Source organism: Streptomyces sp. SLBN-8D4 (assembly GCF_049739545.1).
Lineage (GTDB): Bacteria > Actinomycetota > Actinomycetes > Streptomycetales > Streptomycetaceae > Streptomyces > Streptomyces canus_C.
Genome location: NZ_JBMGQC010000001.1, coordinates 4854911 through 4870714 on the forward strand (window position 1 = coordinate 4854911; position 15804 = coordinate 4870714).

Below are 15804 nucleotides of genomic sequence, written 5' to 3' on the forward strand. Positions count from 1 at the left end.
CACCTCCTCGTGGGAGCGGCTGGTGGCGCACCACGGGTGTGAGGCGCCTCACCTACCGATTGTTCGGTCGTCGGCACATTTTGGCTACAGGCCCCCTCAGGCTGTGGACAAACGGTTCTCCACAGCCTGAGATGGACGCAGTACGTCCATGGTAGGGAGGCGGGGGGACATGGCACCTGAACAAATGGCCGAAGGCGCGGAGGGCGGCGCCCCCCTTCCGCCCCCGCGTCCGCTCGACGCCATCGATCAGGACATCCTCCAGATGCTCCAGGCGGACGGCCGTGCGTCGATACGGTCGGTCGCCGAACGGGTGCACGTCTCGCGCGCCAACGCCTACGCGCGGATCAACCGCCTTGTCGAGGACGGCGTGATCCGCGGCTTCGGCGCCCGCGTCAACCACGAGCGCGCGGGCCAGGGCACCTCGGCGTACATCACCCTGAAGATCGTCCAGAACTCCTGGCGCACGGTCCGCGAACAGCTCAGACAGCTGCCGGGCGCTTCCCACATCGCGCTGGTCGGGGGTGACTTCGATGTGCTGCTGCTCGTCCACACCCCGGACAACAGATCCCTGCGCGAACTGGTCCTCACCCGCCTCCAGGCGATTCCGGAGGTCCTCAGCACCCGCACCCTGCTGGTCTTCGAGGAGGAGGACCTGGAGCCGCAGGGCTGAGTTCAGGACGCCCTGCGCAGTCCCCCGAAGATCAACTGGGCCACCGCGTCGGCCACTTCGCGTTCGTTCATGCCGCGGCCGTCCGGGCGGTACCACTCCACGATGGAGTTGATCATGCCGAAGACCAGGCGGGTCGCGAGGCGTACCTCCACGTCACGGCGTACGTCGCCGTCCGCCGCGGCCGCCTTCAGGAGTTCGGCGACCCGGTGGTCGAAGTCGCGGCGGCGCTCCAGGGCCCACCGCTCCGTGCCCGTGTTGCCGCGCACCCGCAGCAGCAGGGTGACGTAGGGGAGTTCGGCGATCAGCACCTCGACCATGCGCCGCACGACGTACTCCAGGCGGCCGGAGGCGCGGCCCACGCGCGCGTCCTCCTCGTCGAGGATCCCGAAGAGGCCGTCCAGGGCCCGGCTGACGGCCCGGCGCAGGAGTTCCTCCTTGCCGGCCACATGGTGGTAGATCGACGACTTGGAGATGCCCGCCGCCTTGGAGAGGTGCTCCATGGAGGTGCCGTCGTAGCCGCGTTCGTTGAAGACCTGGACGGCGACGGACAGCAGCGTCTCCGGCGTGTACGTGTCGCGCTTGGCGGTCGTCATGAGGTGCTGCCCTCCCGCTTGTCGGAGGCGTACGCGTGCCGGTACAGCGCGAGCGAGGGCGCGTACCGGCCGGACGGGTCGCGCAGGTGCAGGTCGTCGAGGAGGGCGTAGGCCCAGTTGCGGCCGAGCCTGCGACTCCACTCGAACGGGCCGAGCGGGTAGTTCACCCCGAGCCGCATGGCGGTGTCGATGTCCTCCCGGGTGGCCACCCCCTTGGCGACGGCGTCGTGCGCCAGGTCGACGATCCGGGCGACCGTACGGGCGACGATCATGCCCGGCACGTCCCCGATGACGCTGACGTCCTTGCCGAGCGCCTGAAAGAGCCCGGTGGCCTCGGCGAGGGTCTGCTGCGAGGTGTCCTGGGACGCGGACAAAGCGATGCGCGTGGCCCTGCGGTAGTCGAGCGCGAGGTCGAAGTAGACGACGTCCCGGAACTCCACCGAGGTCTGCCCGTCGGCGAGCGCCAGCTGCCCGCCGCTCGGCAGGACCAGACGGCTGCCGTGGTCCTCCTCGTCCTCGCGGACCTGTACGCCCGCCTCACGGATCAGCGCGAGCAGTTCGGACGCGGGGCCCAGATCGCCCTCGGCGACGACGTACGCGGGCGCCTGGGCCGGCTCCGCGGTGTGCGGCTCGTCGCGCTCGGCGCCGTCCGTGTAGTCGTACCAGCCCCGCCCGCTCTTGCGGCCGAGCCGGCCCGACTCCACCAGGCGCTGCTGGGCCAGCGAGGGCGTGAAGCGCACGTCCTGGAAGAAGGCGCGCCACACGGAGTGCGTCACGGACTCGTTGACGTCCTGCCCGATCAGGTCGGTCAGTTCGAACGCGCCCATCTTGAAGCCGCCGCACTCGCGCAGGACCGCGTCGATGGTGGCGGGCTCGGCGCCCTGGGCCTCGTGGACCGCGAACGCCTCGGCGTAGAAGGGCCGCGCGATCCGGTTGACGATGAAGCCGGGGGTGTCGGCGCAGGCGACCGGCGTCTTGCCCCAGGCGCGTGCCGTCTCGTACGCGCGCGTGGCCGAGGAGACGTCGGTGGCGAACCCGGAGACGACCTCGACCAGCGGCAGCAGCGGCGCGGGGTTGAAGAAGTGCAGGCCCACGAAACGGCCCGGGTGGCGCAGGGCGCCGGCGATGGCCGTCACCGACAGGGAGGAGGTGTTGGTGGCGAGCAGACAGTCCTCGCCCACGACGTCCTCCAGCTCCCGGAAGAGCTGCTGCTTGACGTCCAGCCGCTCCAGGACGGCCTCGACGACCAGGGTGCAGTCCGCGAGGTCGGTGAGGTGCCCGGCGGCCACGAGACGGGAGCGCGCGGCGTCCCGGTCGGCGGCGGTGAGCCGGTCCTTCTCGACGAGCCGGTCGAGGCGGGCCCCGATCGCGTCGGCCGCCTCCCGGGCACGGCCGGGGACGGCGTCGTAGAGCCGCACGCGATGCCCGGCGACCAGCGCGACCTGGGCGATGCCCTGGCCCATGGTGCCGGTGCCGACGACGGCCACGGGGCTGCTGAGGTCGAGTCCTGTCATGTGCGCGATCCTCCCGCACGGGGTTTTCCACAGATGCGGCGGACCCCCTTGTCCCGACCGATCGTTCGGTTACTCTAACCCTGACCGGCTGTTCCTGCCCATATTTCTGCCCAGGTCGTGAACTCGACGAAGAGTTCGAAAGACGAGGAGTTGGTCCCGCATGGCCGCCGAACTGACCGCCCACCAGCTGATCGCCGCGCACCGGCCCACCCTCGACCAGGCGCTGGAAGCGATCCGCACACGCGCGTACTGGTCCCCGCACCCGGAGCACCCCAAGGCCTACGGCGAGGGCGGCAGCCTCGACATGGCGGCGGGCAAGGCCGCCTTCGACGCCCTGCTGGGCACCCGCCTCGACCTCGGCCAGCCCGGCACCGACGGCTTCGTGGGCGGCGAGGTCTCGCCTTACGGCATCGAGCTGGGCGTCGAGTACCCGCACGCGGACCTGGACGTGCTGCTGCCCGCGATGAAGGCGGGCCAGAAGGCCTGGCGGGACGCGGGTGCCGAGATCCGCGCGGTGGTGTGCCTGGAGATCCTCAAGCGGATCAGCGACCGGACCCACGAGTTCGCGCACGCGGTCATGCACACCAGCGGCCAGGCCTTCATGATGGCGTTCCAGGCGGGCGGCCCGCACGCGCAGGACCGCGGCCTGGAGGCGGTGGCGTACGCGTACGTGGAGCAGGTCCGCACCCCCGACACCGCGGAGTGGACCAAGCCGCAGGGCAAGCGCGACCCGCTCGCGCTCACCAAGCAGTTCACCCCGGTCCCGCGCGGGACCGGCCTGGTCATCGGCTGCAACACCTTCCCGACGTGGAACGGCTATCCGGGCCTGTTCGCCTCCCTGGCCACCGGCAACGCGGTCCTGGTCAAGCCCCACCCGCGCGCGGTGCTGCCGCTCGCGCTCACCGTCCAGGTGGCGCGGGACGTCCTGGGCGAGGCGGGCTTCGACCCGAACCTGGTGGCGCTCGCCGCCGAGCGCCCCGGCGAGGGCATCGCGAAGACCCTGGCCACGCGCCCCGAGATCCGGATCATCGACTACACCGGTTCGACGGAGTTCGGCGACTGGCTGGAGGCCAACGCCCGCCAGGCGCAGGTCTACACGGAGAAGGCCGGCGTCAACACGGTGCTCGTGGAGTCGGCCGGCGACTACAAGGGGATGCTCTCCAACCTGGCCTTCTCCCTGTCCCTGTACAGCGGCCAGATGTGCACCACCCCGCAGAACCTGCTGATCCCCCGGGACGGCATCCGCACCGACGAGGGCCCCAAGACCTTCGACGAGGTGGTCGCCGACCTCGCCCGCTCGGTCGACGGCCTCCTCGGCGACGACGCGCGCGCGAACGCGCTGCTGGGCGCGATCGTCAACCCGGACGTCAAGGCGCGCCTGGAGGCCGCGGCCGGTCTCGGCGAAGTCGCCCTGACCTCGCGGGAGATCGCCAACCCTGAGTTCCCGGGCGCGGTCGTACGCACGCCGGTCGTCGTCAAGCTGGACGGCGCCAAGCCCGACGCCGAGGCCGCCTACATGAGCGAGTGCTTCGGGCCCGTCTCCTTCGCCGTCGCGGTCGACTCGGCGGCCGACGCGGTGGAGCTGCTGCGGCGCACGATCCGCGAGAAGGGCGCCATGACGGTCGGCGCGTACACCACGGACGAGGAGGTCGAGCAGGCCGTCCGGGAGGTCTGTCTGGAGGAGGCGGCGCAGTTGTCGCTGAACCTCGTCGGCGGGGTGTACGTCAACCAGACGGCCGCGTTCTCCGACTTCCACGGGTCGGGCGGCAACCCGGCGGCCAACTCCGCGCTGTGCGACGGGGCGTTCGTCGCCAACCGGTTCCGGGTGGTCGAGGTGCGCCGGGAGGCCTAGGCCTCGCCGAGACTCCAGTGGTAGAGGGTCATCGCCACACTGGTCGCCAGGTTGTAGCTGGAGACCTGGGGGCGCATCGGCAGCGCCACCAGGTGACCGGCACGCGCGCGCAGTTCGGGTGAGAGCCCGCTGCGCTCCGAGCCGAAGGCGAGGACGGCGTCGTCCGGGAGCTTCACGCCCCGGATGTCGTCGCCCTCCGGGTCCAGGGCGAACACCGGCCCGGGCGGCAGCTCGGCGACCTCCAGGCGCTCCACCGCGGTCGCGAAGTGCAGGCCCGCGCCCCCGCGGACGACGGTCGGGTGCCAGGGGTCGAGCGTGCCCGTGGTGACCACGCCGGTCGCCCCGAAGCCCGCGGCCAGCCGGATCACCGCCCCCGCGTTGCCGAGGTTGCGCGGATTGTCGAGGACCACCACGGGGGCGGTACGCGGCGTGTGCGCCAGCTTCTCGAGATGGGCCGCCCGGGACGGACGTACGGCCAGCGCCGCGACCCCCGTGGGATGCGGGCGCGGCACGAGGGACGCGTACGCCGGCTCCGGGACCTGTGTCAGCAGCGCGTCCAGGGTGTTCCGTACGTCCGGTGCCAGCTCCTCGGCCAGGGCGAGCGCGGCGCCCCGGTCGACGGCGACCGCCACCGGGACCTCGGCCCCGAAGCGCACGGCGTGCTTGAGGGCGTGGAATCCGTCGAGCAGCACGCAGGTGTCGGCGAGCCGGTGCCACAGGCTCACGGGATCGGGACCGGTCATGCGGGGAAGCCTACGGGTCGGTGACCGGGGTTCTCGGGGTCGCCGGGGTTGTCGTCGCGGCGGTCGGCGGGCCGCGGGGTCTTCGCGGATCCCTGCTCCGCCGGTGGGGCCGGCCGACCGGGAGTCCGGTGCCCCTCAGGAGTTGGCCGCCCCTTCGGAACGCGCCGTCCGAGCAGCCCCGCTCCCGGGCCGTCCCCGCCCGGGGCCGAGCGCGCCCACAGCCGACCACGCACGCGTGCGGCCCCCTCGCCCAGCCGGCGCAGGAACGACGTCGGCAGGAAGACCGAGTCGGCGGCGATCATCGCCAGCGAGAAGAACGGCAGTCCGAGGACGACCGCGATCACCGCGTGCTCGGTGATCATCGCCGCCAGCAGGACGTTCTTGACCCGCCGGTTGAACAGCGTGAACGGGAAGGCGACCTGCACGGCGACCGTGCCGTACGTCACCAGCATCACCATGACACCGTTCGCCGACAGCAGGTCGGCGAGAGCGGGCCACGGTGAGAAGGACTCCAGATGCAGGGGGTAGTAGACGGCGGTGCCGTCCTGCCACCGGGAGCCCTGGATCTTGTACCAGCCCGCCGTCGCGTAGATGAGACAGGCCTCGGCCATGATCACGAGCAGGGCGCCGTTGTGGACGATGTTGGCGACGACGTCGAGCATGATCCGCGACTGCCCGGACCGGGTGAACCGTCCGACCACCCACCACAGGCCCTGCGCCAGCCACAGGGCCCACAGGAGCGCCGGGACGACCCAGTCGCCGCTCAGCCTGTCCAGGAAGGCCGACGACACCAGCACAAGCCCGAGGACGCCCCACAGGGCCGGCCCGACGCGGTCCACGACCTGCTCTCCACGCGCGTGTGCCTCCCGCGTGCGCCGGGCCCGCCGCTCGTCCAGCGACCAGACCTGGCCGCAGCGCGTGAAGACCAGGTAGATGCACATCAGATGCAGGACGTTGTCGCCGCCGTCGCCCATGAAGATGCTGCGGTTCTGGAGCGAGAGCACCCCGACCATGAAGAGCACGGACATCGCGCGGGTGCGCCAGCCGAGCAGCAGCAGGACGCTCGACACGACGGCGAGCACATAGACCGTCTCGAACCAGAACTGCCCGTCCGACCACATCAGGACCGTGAACGCGCCGTTGAGCGAGACCAGCTGTTCGGCGAGATTCCAGCTCCACGGACCGTCCGGACCGTACAGCTCCTGGCGGTGCGGGAACTCGCGCAGCAGGAACAGCAGCCAGGTCGCGCTGAAACCGATACGGATCATCGCGGTCTGGTAGGGGCCGAGGGCGGCCTCGGTGACGCGGGCGATGCCGGTGGACACCGCCAGGGCGAATCGGTTCACCGGGCGCTCCCCTCGGTGTCGTCCGCCGTCACGGCCCACCAGGGCAGCTCGCGGTAGACCGGCTGCACCGGCACCTTCTCCTCGCTCCACTTCGGCGGGGGCACGTTGGAGGTCCTGGAGCGGACCTGGACGCTCACGAGGACGTCGCCCCGCGCGGTCGCGTGGTCGCGCTCCAGACGCAGCACCACGATGCGGCGGAGATACGTCCCGGACAGGGTGCCGCGCAGGCCGACCGGGCGGTTGTCGGCGTCGTGCGTGGCGACGAAGAGGTCCCAGGAGCGGCGCAGCTCGTTCTGCTGGGTGTGGCTGGGCAGCAGATTCCCGTCGATGGCCCGGCCGTCCTGGGCGGACAGGTCGTACCAGCCGGTCGTACGGCTGCCGCCGTCCGCGCTCCGTACCCGGGCCCGGACCTGCACCGCGATGTTCAGCTGGAGGGGGTTCGGCGCGAAGAGCTTCCAGTTCTGCTCGAACTCCGGATAGACCCAGTCGTCGACCGCCCCGCCGTGCTGCTTGGTCACCGTGTTCGACGGCGCGACGTGCAGGAACACCATCCCGATGTGCACACAGACCGCGACGGCCACGACGGCGAGCGCCAGGGCCACCCCGATCTGATAGCGCAGAGAGAGGGCGGCCACGCCGGTACGGGGCTCGGGGTCGGGGGCTCGGTAGGGGGCGAGGCCCGGGGCCGGGGCGGCCGGGCGTATCGCGGAGGGGCGGGTGTCGGTGGGCTCGGAGGAGCCGGGGTGGGCGGGCTCGGACGGGCCGGGGTGGGCGGGCTCGGAGGACGGACTGCTCGTGGCCGACCGCACCTCGGCGCGCTCACGATCCTGCGCGGGGACCCTCGCCCGCGACTCGACGGCCGCGTCCGGCTCACCCGGCGCCCCGGGACCGTTCGCCCCGTGCGACCCGTAGGCCTCCTCTGGTCGCTCTGGCTCAGGGGCATCGCCCGGCTCGCTCGCGGCGCCCGGTCCTCGCCGGGCGTTCGAGCCTCCGTCGTACGCGTCCATTCCGCCCCGTTCCCGATTCCGGTCCGTGCACCGCCGCCCGGCCGCAGGCGGCGGCGCCCGGTGGCCGGCGCCCGCACCCGCCTCGCCGCGGTGGCTCGCACGGCACGGTACTCAGGCCCGAGCGCCCCGCACAGCCCCTGTGGACCGGCCCCACCGTGGCCGTTCTCACTTCCGCCCCGGTTTTCCACAGCGGTTGACACCTTACGGCGCCCGGCACACCATGGAATCGCACGAACCGAACGATCGGTCGGGAGCAGATTCCGGCGGAGCCCAGGTGAGGGGGCCTCATGGCGACAGCAGCCGCGCAACAGACGGCGAGCACACAGGCGTACGGCGCTCAGGGAGCCGTCGGCGACACCACCGCGTACCAGAGCGTCTTCGACGCCGCCGTGGCCGCCGACGAGCGCATCGAGCCGCGCGACTGGATGCCGGACGCCTATCGCGCGACCCTGGTCCGTCAGATCGCGCAGCACGCCCACTCCGAGATCATCGGCATGCAGCCGGAGGCGAACTGGATCACGCGCGCCCCCTCCCTGCGCCGCAAGGCCATCCTGATGGCCAAGGTCCAGGACGAGGCGGGGCACGGCCTCTACCTCTACAGCGCGGCGGAAACCCTGGGCACCGGGCGCGACGAGCTCCTCGACAAGCTCCACTCCGGCCGCCAGAAGTACTCCTCGATCTTCAACTACCCGACCCTGACCTGGGCGGACGTCGGCGCGATCGGCTGGCTGGTGGACGGCGCCGCGATCACCAACCAGGTCCCCCTGTGCCGCTGCTCCTACGGCCCGTACGCGCGCGCGATGGTCCGTATCTGCAAGGAGGAGTCCTTCCACCAGCGCCAGGGATACGAGCTGCTGCTGGCCCTGAGCAAGGGCACGCCCGAGCAGCACGCGATGGCCCAGGACGCGGTGGACCGCTGGTGGTGGCCGTCCCTGATGATGTTCGGCCCGCCCGACGACGAGTCCGCGCACTCCGCGCAGTCGATGGCCTGGAAGATCAAGCGCCATTCCAACGACGAGCTGCGCCAGCGTTTCGTCGACATCTGCGTCCCCCAGGCCGAGTCCCTGGGCCTCACCCTCCCCGACCCGGACCTGCGGTGGAACGAGGAGCGGGGACACCACGACTTCGGCCCGATCGACTGGACGGAGTTCCGGGAGGTCCTCAAGGGCAACGGCCCGTGCAACGAACAACGCATCACCCAGCGCAGGAAGGCGCACGACGAGGGCGCCTGGGTGCGCGAGGCGGCCGCGGCCCACGCGGCGAAGCACACCGGCGAGACAGGAGCGGCACGCGCATGACGAACACCGACTGGCCCCTGTGGGAGGTCTTCGTGCGCTCTCGCCGCGGGCTCTCCCACACCCACGCCGGCAGCCTGCACGCCCCGGACGCGGAGCTCGCCCTGCGCAACGCCCGCGACCTGTACACCCGGCGCGGCGAGGGCGTCTCCATCTGGGTCGTCCCCTCGTCCGCGATCACCGCCTCCTCGCCCGACGAGAAGGACCCGTTCTTCGAGCCGTCCGCCGACAAGCCGTACCGGCACCCCACGTTCTACGAGATCCCGGAGGGGGTGAAGCACCTGTGAGCACACCTGAGACGACGGCCGCTCCCGCGGCCTCCCCGATTCCCCGGGCTGCCGCCATCGCCCTCGGCGACGACGCGCTGGTGCTCTCGCACCGCCTCGGCGAGTGGGCGGGCCACGCCCCCGTCCTGGAGGAGGAGGTCGCCCTCGCCAACATCGCCCTCGACCTGCTCGGCCAGGCCCGGGTGCTGCTGTCCCTGGCCGGCGACGAGGACGAACTGGCGTATCTGCGCGAGGAGCGCGCCTTCCGCAATCTCCAGCTGGTGGAGCAGCCGAACGGCGACTTCGCCCACACCATCGTCCGCCAGCTCTACTTCTCCACCTACCAGCACCTGCTCTACGCCGAACTGGCAGCGGGCGGCGGCCCCTTCGCCCCGCTCGCGGCGAAGGCCGTCAAGGAGGTCGCCTACCACCGCGACCACGCCGAGCAGTGGACCCTGCGGCTCGGTGACGGCACCGAGGAGAGCCACGCCCGGATGCAGCGGGCGTGCGAGGCGCTGTGGCGGTTCACCGGTGAGATGTTCCAGCCGGTGGAGGGCGTGGAGGTCGACGGGGAGCGCATGGAGGCCGCCTGGCTGGCGTCCGTGGGGGAGATCCTGCGCCGGGCCACCCTGAGCGTCCCCGAGGGGCCGCGCTCGGGCGCGTGGGCCGCCGGGGCGGGACGGCAGGGCCTGCACACCGAGTCCTTCGGGCGGATGCTCGCCGAGATGCAGCACCTGCACCGCAGCCACCCGGGGGCGTCATGGTGACGCTCACCCCGCTGGAGACCGAGTTGTTCGCGCTCGCCGGTTCGGTGCCCGACCCCGAGCTGCCGGTGCTCACCCTGCGCGAGCTGGGCGTGCTGCGCGCGGTGCATGTCCGGGACGCGGACTCGGTCGAGGTCGAGCTGACCCCGACGTACACCGGCTGCCCGGCCATCGAGGCGATGTCCCAGGACATAGAGCGGGTGCTGCGCGACCACGGCGTGCGGGAGGTCATGGTGCGCACGGTGCTCGCGCCCGCCTGGTCGACCGACGACATCACCGCCGAAGGGCGCCGCAAGCTGCGGGAGTTCGGCATCGCCCCACCCCGCGTGGCGGCGGCGGCCGGTCCGGTAGCGGTGGGACTGGGGCCGACGCGGACACGCGACGCGATGGCCGAAGCGGTCCTCTGCCCGCACTGCGGCTCCGCCGACACCGAACTGCTCAGCCGGTTCTCCTCCACCGCGTGCAAGGCGCTGCGGCGGTGCTTGGACTGCCGTGAACCGTTCGACCACTTCAAGGAGTTGTGATGGCCCGCTTCCACCCGCTCCCGGTGGCCGCGGTCGACCGGCTCACCGACGACTCCGTGGCCCTGACCCTCACCGTGCCGCCCGAACTGCGCGAGGAGTTCCGGTACGCCGCCGGCCAGCATCTCGCCCTGCGCCGCACGGCCGACGGCACGGAGATACGCCGGACCTACTCCATCTGCTCCCCGGCACCGGACGGCGAGGGACCACGCGAACTGCGGGTCGGCGTGCGGCTGGTGGAGGGCGGCGCCTTCTCGACCTACGCGCTCAAGGAGATCAATGTCGGCGACGAGCTGGAGGTGATGACACCGGCGGGCCGGTTCACCCTCGACCCGGCGCCCGGTCTGTACGCGGCGGTCGTCGGCGGCAGTGGCATCACCCCGGTGCTGTCGATCGTGGCGACGCTGCTGGCGCGCGAGCCCGAGGCCCGGTTCTGTCTGATCCGCAGCGACCGCACTTCCGCGTCGACGATGTTCCTGGAGGAGGTCGCCGACCTGAAGGACCGCTACCCCGAGCGGTTCCAGCTGGTCACGGTGCTCTCCCGGGAGGAGCAGCAGGCCGGGTTGCCCTCCGGGCGGCTCGACAGGCAACGGCTGACCGGGCTGCTGCCGGCACTGCTGCCGGTGGACCGGGTGGCGGGCTGGTTCCTGTGCGGGCCGTTCGGCCTGGTGCAGGGTGCGGAGAAGGCATTGCGGGAGCTCGGGGTCGCGCGTACCCGGATCCACGAGGAGATCTTCCATGTGGACGCGGGGGCCGCCCCGGCACGGACGGTCCCCGCGCCCGCGCACAGCACGGTGACCGCCCGGCTCGACGGACGCGGTGGCAGCTGGCCCGTCCAGGACGGTGAGTCGCTGCTGGACACGGTGCTGCGCAACCGGCCCGACGCGCCCTACGCCTGCAAGGGCGGGGTGTGCGGGACCTGCCGGGCCTTCCTGGTCTCCGGCGAGGTGCGCATGGACCGCAACTTCGCGCTGGAGCCGGAGGAGACGCAGGCGGGCTATGTGCTGGCGTGCCAGTCGCATCCGGCGACGGAGAAGGTGGAGCTGGACTTCGACAGGTAGGCCGGGGAAGCCCGTTCCCTTCTTCTAGAACCTGTTCTATCTTGACGGACCGCCAGATCAGCTGACCCGATCTGCCGACCCGTCGGAAGGACAGGGACCGTGGACTTCACCTTCAGCGAGGAGCAGCAGGCGGCGGCCGAGGCGGCGCGGGGGGTGTTCGCCGACGTGGTGCCGGACGCGGTGCCGTCCCCGGCGCTGACCACGGGTGCCGTGGCCGACGAGTTCGACCGCGCGCTGTGGGCCAGGCTCGCCGACGCGGACCTGCTGAGCCTGCTGGCGGCGGAGGAGTACGGCGGGGCGGGCCTGGACGCCGTCGCGCTGTGCCTGGTGCTGCGTGAATCGGCGAAGGTGCTGGCGCGGGTGCCCCTGCTGGAGAACAGTGCGGCCATGGCGGCCGTACATGCTTACGGCGGACCGGAGTTGAGGGGGCAGCTGCTGGAGCGGGCCGGGCGCGGGGAGATCGTGCTGACCGTCGCCGCGAGCGGCCGCACCGGGCACGATGCCGCCGAACTCGCCGTCACCGCACGGCAGGAGGAGGGGGCGGGCGAGGGCGAGGGCGCCGACTGGATCCTGGACGGGATGCAGACGGCTGTGCCGTGGGCGTACGACGCGGACTTCGTCGTCGTCCCGGCGCACACGGCCGCGGGCCGGACCGTCCTCGCGCTGGTGCCCCGGGCCCATGACGGGCTCGCACTCGGCGAACAGTTCTCCACCAGCGGGGAGCGGCTGGGCGAGCTGCGCCTCGAGTCCGTGAGGATCACCACGCGGGACATGATCGACGTCGAGGGCGCGTGGGAGTGGCTGCGGGATCTGCTGACCACGGGAACCTGTGCGCTGGCGCTCGGGCTGGGCGAGCGGGTGCTGAAGATGAGCAGTGAATACACCAGCAAGCGGGAGCAGTTCGGGTTCCCGGTCGCCACCTTCCAGGCCGTCGCCGTGCAGGCCGCCGACCGCTACATCGACCTGCGCGCCATGGAGGTCACGCTGTGGCAGGCCGCGTGGCGGATCGCCTCGGGAGCGCGGGGAGCGCTGCCGGTCGCGGGGGATGTCGCCGTGGCGAAGATCTGGGCCTCCGAGGGGGTGCGGAGGGTGGTGCAGACGGCACAGCATCTGCACGGCGGGTTCGGCGCCGATGTCGACTACCCCCTGCACCGGTACCACGCCTGGGCCAAGCATCTGGAGCTGTCACTCGGTCCGGCGGCGGCGCACGAGGAGGCGTTGGGGGATCTGCTGGCGGCACATCCCCTGGGCTGACACCCTGACACCCCACACCAAGCGCCCGCCGTCCGACATCCGGCACGCTCGCTACCCGGCACCCGGCACCCGGCACCAGATATTCGCCACCAGGTGCCAGCGATCCGAGCTGCCCCGGCTAGAGCACGAAGCCAGGTCGGCCGTCGTCGGTCACCACGGGGCGGCCGACCTCGGCCCACAGCTGCATGCCGCCGTCCACGTTCGCGGCGTCGATGCCCTGCTGGGCCAGGTACATCGTGACCTGGGCCGAGCGGCCGCCGGACCGGCAGATCACATGGACGCGGCCGTCCTGCGGGGCGGCCTCGGTCAGCTCGCCGTAGCGGGCCACGAACTCACTGATGGGGATGTGGAGCGCCCCTTCGGCGTGACCCGCCTGCCACTCGTCGTCCTCACGGACGTCCAGCAGGAAATCGTCGTCCTTGAGGTCCGTGACCTGGACCGTGGGCACACCAGCACCGAAATTCATGAGTCCGACGCTACCCGACGCCCCGGGGGCGCGGCCGGTCACTCCTGTGCGAGCAGTTCCCCGAGCTCCGCCTCACGCGTGGAGACGTCGGTCAGGAGCTTCTCGGCGATCTCCTCCAGGAGGCGGTCCGGGTCGTCCGGTGCCATCCGGAGCATCGAGCCGATCGCGCTCTCCTCCAGCTCCCGCGCGACCACCGAGAGCAGTTCCTTGCGCCGGGCGAGCCATTCGAGGCGGGCGTAGAGCTCCTCGCTGGGAGTGGGGCCCTGCTCCGGAGGCTTGGGACCGGCGGCCCACTCCTCGGCCAGTTCCCGCAGGAGAGGCTCGTCGCCACGGGAGTAGGCCGCGTTGACCCGGGTGATGAACTCCTCGCGACGCGCCCGCTCGGTGTCGTCCTGAGCGAGGTCCGGGTGCGCCTTGCGGGCGAGCTCGCGGTAGAGCTTGCGGGCCTCGTCGCTGGGGCGCACCCGCTGCGGGGGACGCACCGGCTGCTCGGTGAGCATCGCGGCGGCCTCGGGGAACAGGCCCTCCCCGTCCATCCAGCCGTGGAACAGTTCCTCGACGCCGGGCATCGGCATCACCCGGGCGCGGGCCTCCTGCGCCTGGCGCAGATCCTCGGGGTCGCCGCTGCGGGCGGCCCGGATCTCCGCGATCTGCGCGTCCAGCTCGTCGAGGCGGGTGTACATCGGGCCGAGCTTCTGGTGGTGCAGGCGGGAGAAGTTCTCCACCTCGATGCGGAAGGTCTCCACCGCGATCTCGTACTCGATGAGCGCCTGCTCCGCGGCCCGCACGGCCCGCTCCAACCGCTCCGTACCTGCGGCGGCTGTGCCGTGGGGGTCAGCTTCCGGGGACGTCATCCGAACAGCGTAACCGTGTCGACCGGAGCCGGACGCCAACCGGGGTGACGCCCGGGGTCCCCGGCTGCTCCTCACACCCCGGTCTCCGCCGCGACCCTCCCCGCCCGGATCCCCGCCGTCAGTTCCGCGTGATCCGCCTCCGTGCGGTCCGCGTAGGTCACCGCGAAGGTGGCGACGGCCTCGTCGAGCTCCTCGTTCTTGCCGCAGTAACCGGAGACCAGTCGCGGGTCGACGCTGTGCGAGTGGGCGCGGGCCAGGAGGGCGCCTGTCATGCGGCCGTAGTCGTCGATCTGGTCGGCGGACAGGGCGGCCGGGTCGACGCTGCCCTTGCGGTTGCGGAACTGGCGCACCTGGAAGGGACGGCCCTCGACGGTCGTCCAGCCCAGCAGGATGTCGCTGACGACCTGCATCCGCTTCTGGCCGAGGACCACCCGGCGGCCCTCGTGGTCGACCGGCGGCACGTCGAAGCCCGCGGTGACCAGGTGCGGCAGCAGGGCCGAGGGCCGCGCCTCCTTGACCTGGAGGACCAGCGGTTCGCCGCGATGGTCCAGCAGCAGGACGACGTAGGAGCGGGTGCCCACGCTTCCCGTGCCGACGACGCGGAACGCCACGTCGTGCACCGCGTGGCGGGCCAGCAGCGGGAGGCGGTCCTCGGAGAGCGTGGACAGGTAGTGCTCCAGGGACGCGGCCACCGCCGCGGCCTCCTCGTCCGGCACCCGGCGCAGGACCGGCGGGGCGTCCACGAAGTGCCGGCCGCCGTCCTCGGCGAGCTCCGTCGACTTCGCCGCGAAGCGCCCGCTGGTGTTGGCCCGCGCCTTCTCCGAGACCCGCTCCAGCGTGCCGACCAGGTCATGGGCGTCGGTGTGGGAGACGAGCTCCTCGTCCGCGATCGCGTTCCACGCGTCCAGCACCGGGAGCTTGGCGAGCAGCCGCATGGTGCGCCGGTACGCGCCCACCGCCCCGTGCGCCGCCGCACGGCAGGTGTCCTCGTCGGCGCCGGTCTCCCGGCCCGCGAGGACCAGGGAGGCGGCGAGCCGCTTGAGGTCCCACTCCCAGGGGCCGTACACCGTCTCGTCGAAGTCGTTCAGGTCGATGACCAGGTCGCCGCGGGCGTCGCCGTACAGGCCGAAGTTCGCCGCGTGCGCGTCGCCGCAGATCTGGGCGCTGATCCTGGTCATCGGGGTGCGGGCGAGGTCGTAGGCCATGAGGCCGGCCGAGCCGCGCAGGAAGGCGAACGGCGTCGCCGCCATCCGGCCGACCCGCAGCGGAGTGAGCTCGGGCAGACGGCCCCGGCTCGACTCCTCGACCGCGTCGACCGCGCCGGGGCGGGAGGGGTCGAGGTCCAGCGCCGCATGGGCACTGCGCGGGACGCTCTCCCGCAGGGCCTTGCCCTCCTTCTTGGGCGAGCCCTCGACGGGCCACTGGGCGAAGCCGCGCACCCTGGGTCGCCGCCGGGCCGAGCCGGGGGCCGCATGGGCCGACTCCGAGGCAGGCACCTCCGACGCCCCGGCCCCCTCACCGGCCTGCGCCCCGGCCGTCGCCTCCACACCGGCACCGGTCACAGCGACCGCCTCCCCCGTGACTCGCAAGAACATCAA

Annotated in this window: 16 protein-coding genes; 8 read left to right on the forward strand and 8 right to left on the reverse strand. The window is 72.2% G+C overall.

The window, feature by feature from the left end; translation table 11 throughout:
* Positions 1-184: 184 nt before the first annotated feature.
* On the forward strand, positions 185-670 hold the full coding sequence (locus tag RKD20_RS21920; RefSeq protein WP_031049960.1) for an Lrp/AsnC family transcriptional regulator: 486 nt from the start codon (positions 185-187) through the stop codon (positions 668-670).
* A 2-nt stretch (positions 671-672) separates the two neighbouring features.
* Here RKD20_RS21920 and RKD20_RS21925 read toward each other — a convergent pair whose 3' ends face one another.
* Together RKD20_RS21925 and RKD20_RS21930 are read right to left on the reverse strand one after the other, a co-directional pair.
* A complete protein-coding gene (locus RKD20_RS21925) occupies positions 673-1263 on the reverse strand; it encodes a TetR/AcrR family transcriptional regulator (RefSeq protein WP_424879220.1) in 591 nt (196 codons plus the stop codon).
* Positions 1260-2777 (reverse strand): 3-hydroxyacyl-CoA dehydrogenase, encoded by a 1518-nt coding sequence (locus RKD20_RS21930; protein WP_424879221.1) that lies wholly within the window; start codon positions 2775-2777, stop codon positions 1260-1262. The genes RKD20_RS21925 and RKD20_RS21930 overlap by 4 nt, the downstream gene beginning before the upstream one ends.
* A gap of 160 nt (positions 2778-2937) precedes the next feature.
* Between RKD20_RS21930 and paaN the strand changes: the two genes are divergently transcribed.
* Positions 2938-4629 (forward strand): phenylacetic acid degradation protein PaaN, encoded by a 1692-nt coding sequence (gene paaN / locus RKD20_RS21935; protein ID WP_424879222.1) that lies wholly within the window; start codon positions 2938-2940, stop codon positions 4627-4629.
* Here the strand turns inward: paaN and RKD20_RS21940 are convergent.
* From RKD20_RS21940 to RKD20_RS21950, 3 genes are read right to left on the reverse strand one after another with little or no spacing between them, the layout of a single operon-like run.
* Entirely contained in the window at positions 4626-5372 is a 747-nt protein-coding gene (locus RKD20_RS21940; protein ID WP_424879223.1) for a TrmH family RNA methyltransferase, read from the reverse strand. The genes paaN and RKD20_RS21940 overlap by 4 nt on opposite strands.
* On the reverse strand, positions 5369-6718 hold the full coding sequence (locus RKD20_RS21945) for an HTTM domain-containing protein (protein ID WP_424879224.1): 1350 nt from the start codon (positions 6716-6718) through the stop codon (positions 5369-5371). Before RKD20_RS21945 ends, RKD20_RS21940 begins: the two co-directional genes overlap by 4 nt.
* Positions 6715-7725, reverse strand: coding sequence for a DUF5819 family protein (locus tag RKD20_RS21950; RefSeq protein WP_424879225.1), 1011 nt, complete (start codon positions 7723-7725; stop codon positions 6715-6717). The genes RKD20_RS21945 and RKD20_RS21950 overlap by 4 nt, the downstream gene beginning before the upstream one ends.
* Before the next feature lie 287 nt (positions 7726-8012).
* On the opposite strand from RKD20_RS21950, the gene paaA reads away from it, so the two are divergent.
* The 6 genes from paaA to RKD20_RS21980 all read left to right on the forward strand — a co-directional run bounded on the left by paaA (position 8013) and on the right by RKD20_RS21980 (position 12886).
* The gene (gene paaA, locus RKD20_RS21955) at positions 8013-9023 is read left to right on the forward strand and encodes a 1,2-phenylacetyl-CoA epoxidase subunit PaaA (protein WP_424879226.1); all 1011 of its coding nucleotides are present in this window, start codon (positions 8013-8015) and stop codon (positions 9021-9023) included.
* Positions 9020-9307: a 1,2-phenylacetyl-CoA epoxidase subunit PaaB gene (paaB, locus tag RKD20_RS21960; protein WP_020119451.1), complete on the forward strand. Its 288-nt coding sequence runs from the start codon at positions 9020-9022 to the stop codon at positions 9305-9307. Before paaA ends, paaB begins: the two co-directional genes overlap by 4 nt.
* Positions 9304-10053 carry a 1,2-phenylacetyl-CoA epoxidase subunit PaaC gene (gene paaC, locus RKD20_RS21965; protein ID WP_424879227.1) on the forward strand — a complete coding sequence of 250 codons (750 nt, stop codon included), beginning with the start codon at positions 9304-9306 and terminating at the stop codon, positions 10051-10053. The genes paaB and paaC overlap by 4 nt, the downstream gene beginning before the upstream one ends.
* A complete protein-coding gene (paaD, locus tag RKD20_RS21970; RefSeq protein WP_424879228.1) occupies positions 10047-10574 on the forward strand; it encodes a 1,2-phenylacetyl-CoA epoxidase subunit PaaD in 528 nt (175 codons plus the stop codon). Before paaC ends, paaD begins: the two co-directional genes overlap by 7 nt.
* The gene (locus RKD20_RS21975) at positions 10574-11632 is read left to right on the forward strand and encodes a 2Fe-2S iron-sulfur cluster-binding protein (RefSeq protein ID WP_424879229.1); all 1059 of its coding nucleotides are present in this window, start codon (positions 10574-10576) and stop codon (positions 11630-11632) included. Before paaD ends, RKD20_RS21975 begins: the two co-directional genes overlap by 1 nt.
* Positions 11633-11731: 99 nt before the next feature.
* Complete coding sequence (locus RKD20_RS21980; RefSeq protein ID WP_424879230.1) at positions 11732-12886, forward strand: acyl-CoA dehydrogenase family protein; 1155 nt, start codon at positions 11732-11734, stop codon at positions 12884-12886.
* 118 nt (positions 12887-13004) lie between these two features.
* Here RKD20_RS21980 and RKD20_RS21985 read toward each other — a convergent pair whose 3' ends face one another.
* The 3 genes from RKD20_RS21985 to RKD20_RS21995 all read right to left on the reverse strand — a co-directional run bounded on the left by RKD20_RS21985 (position 13005) and on the right by RKD20_RS21995 (position 15801).
* A complete protein-coding gene (locus RKD20_RS21985) occupies positions 13005-13334 on the reverse strand; it encodes a rhodanese-like domain-containing protein (protein ID WP_362656625.1) in 330 nt (109 codons plus the stop codon).
* Positions 13335-13390: 56 nt separating this feature from the next.
* Positions 13391-14206, reverse strand: a complete 816-nt coding sequence (locus RKD20_RS21990; RefSeq protein ID WP_424879231.1) for a J domain-containing protein — start codon at positions 14204-14206, stop codon at positions 13391-13393.
* Positions 14207-14277: 71 nt separating this feature from the next.
* Positions 14278-15801: a DUF2252 domain-containing protein gene (locus RKD20_RS21995; protein ID WP_424879232.1), complete on the reverse strand. Its 1524-nt coding sequence runs from the start codon at positions 15799-15801 to the stop codon at positions 14278-14280.
* Positions 15802-15804 lie beyond the last annotated feature (3 nt).

Bases quoted from the DNA above. Each gene is read 5' to 3' on its own strand.
- RKD20_RS21925 (WP_424879220.1), bottom strand. From the start codon at position 1,263: ATGACGACCGCCAAGCGCGACACGTACACGCCGGAGACGCTGCTGTCC.
- paaD (WP_424879228.1), top strand. From the start codon at position 10,047: ATGGTGACGCTCACCCCGCTGGAGACCGAGTTGTTCGCGCTCGCCGGT.
- paaB (WP_020119451.1), top strand. From the start codon at position 9,020: ATGACGAACACCGACTGGCCCCTGTGGGAGGTCTTCGTGCGCTCTCGC.
- paaN (WP_424879222.1), top strand. From the start codon at position 2,938: ATGGCCGCCGAACTGACCGCCCACCAGCTGATCGCCGCGCACCGGCCC.
- RKD20_RS21920 (WP_031049960.1), top strand. From the start codon at position 185: ATGGCCGAAGGCGCGGAGGGCGGCGCCCCCCTTCCGCCCCCGCGTCCG.
- RKD20_RS21990 (WP_424879231.1), bottom strand. From the start codon at position 14,206: ATGACGTCCCCGGAAGCTGACCCCCACGGCACAGCCGCCGCAGGTACG.
- paaA (WP_424879226.1), top strand. From the start codon at position 8,013: ATGGCGACAGCAGCCGCGCAACAGACGGCGAGCACACAGGCGTACGGC.
- RKD20_RS21940 (WP_424879223.1), bottom strand. From the start codon at position 5,372: ATGACCGGTCCCGATCCCGTGAGCCTGTGGCACCGGCTCGCCGACACC.
- RKD20_RS21975 (WP_424879229.1), top strand. From the start codon at position 10,574: ATGGCCCGCTTCCACCCGCTCCCGGTGGCCGCGGTCGACCGGCTCACC.
- RKD20_RS21930 (WP_424879221.1), bottom strand. From the start codon at position 2,777: ATGACAGGACTCGACCTCAGCAGCCCCGTGGCCGTCGTCGGCACCGGC.
- RKD20_RS21995 (WP_424879232.1), bottom strand. From the start codon at position 15,801: ATGTTCTTGCGAGTCACGGGGGAGGCGGTCGCTGTGACCGGTGCCGGT.
- RKD20_RS21950 (WP_424879225.1), bottom strand. From the start codon at position 7,725: ATGGACGCGTACGACGGAGGCTCGAACGCCCGGCGAGGACCGGGCGCC.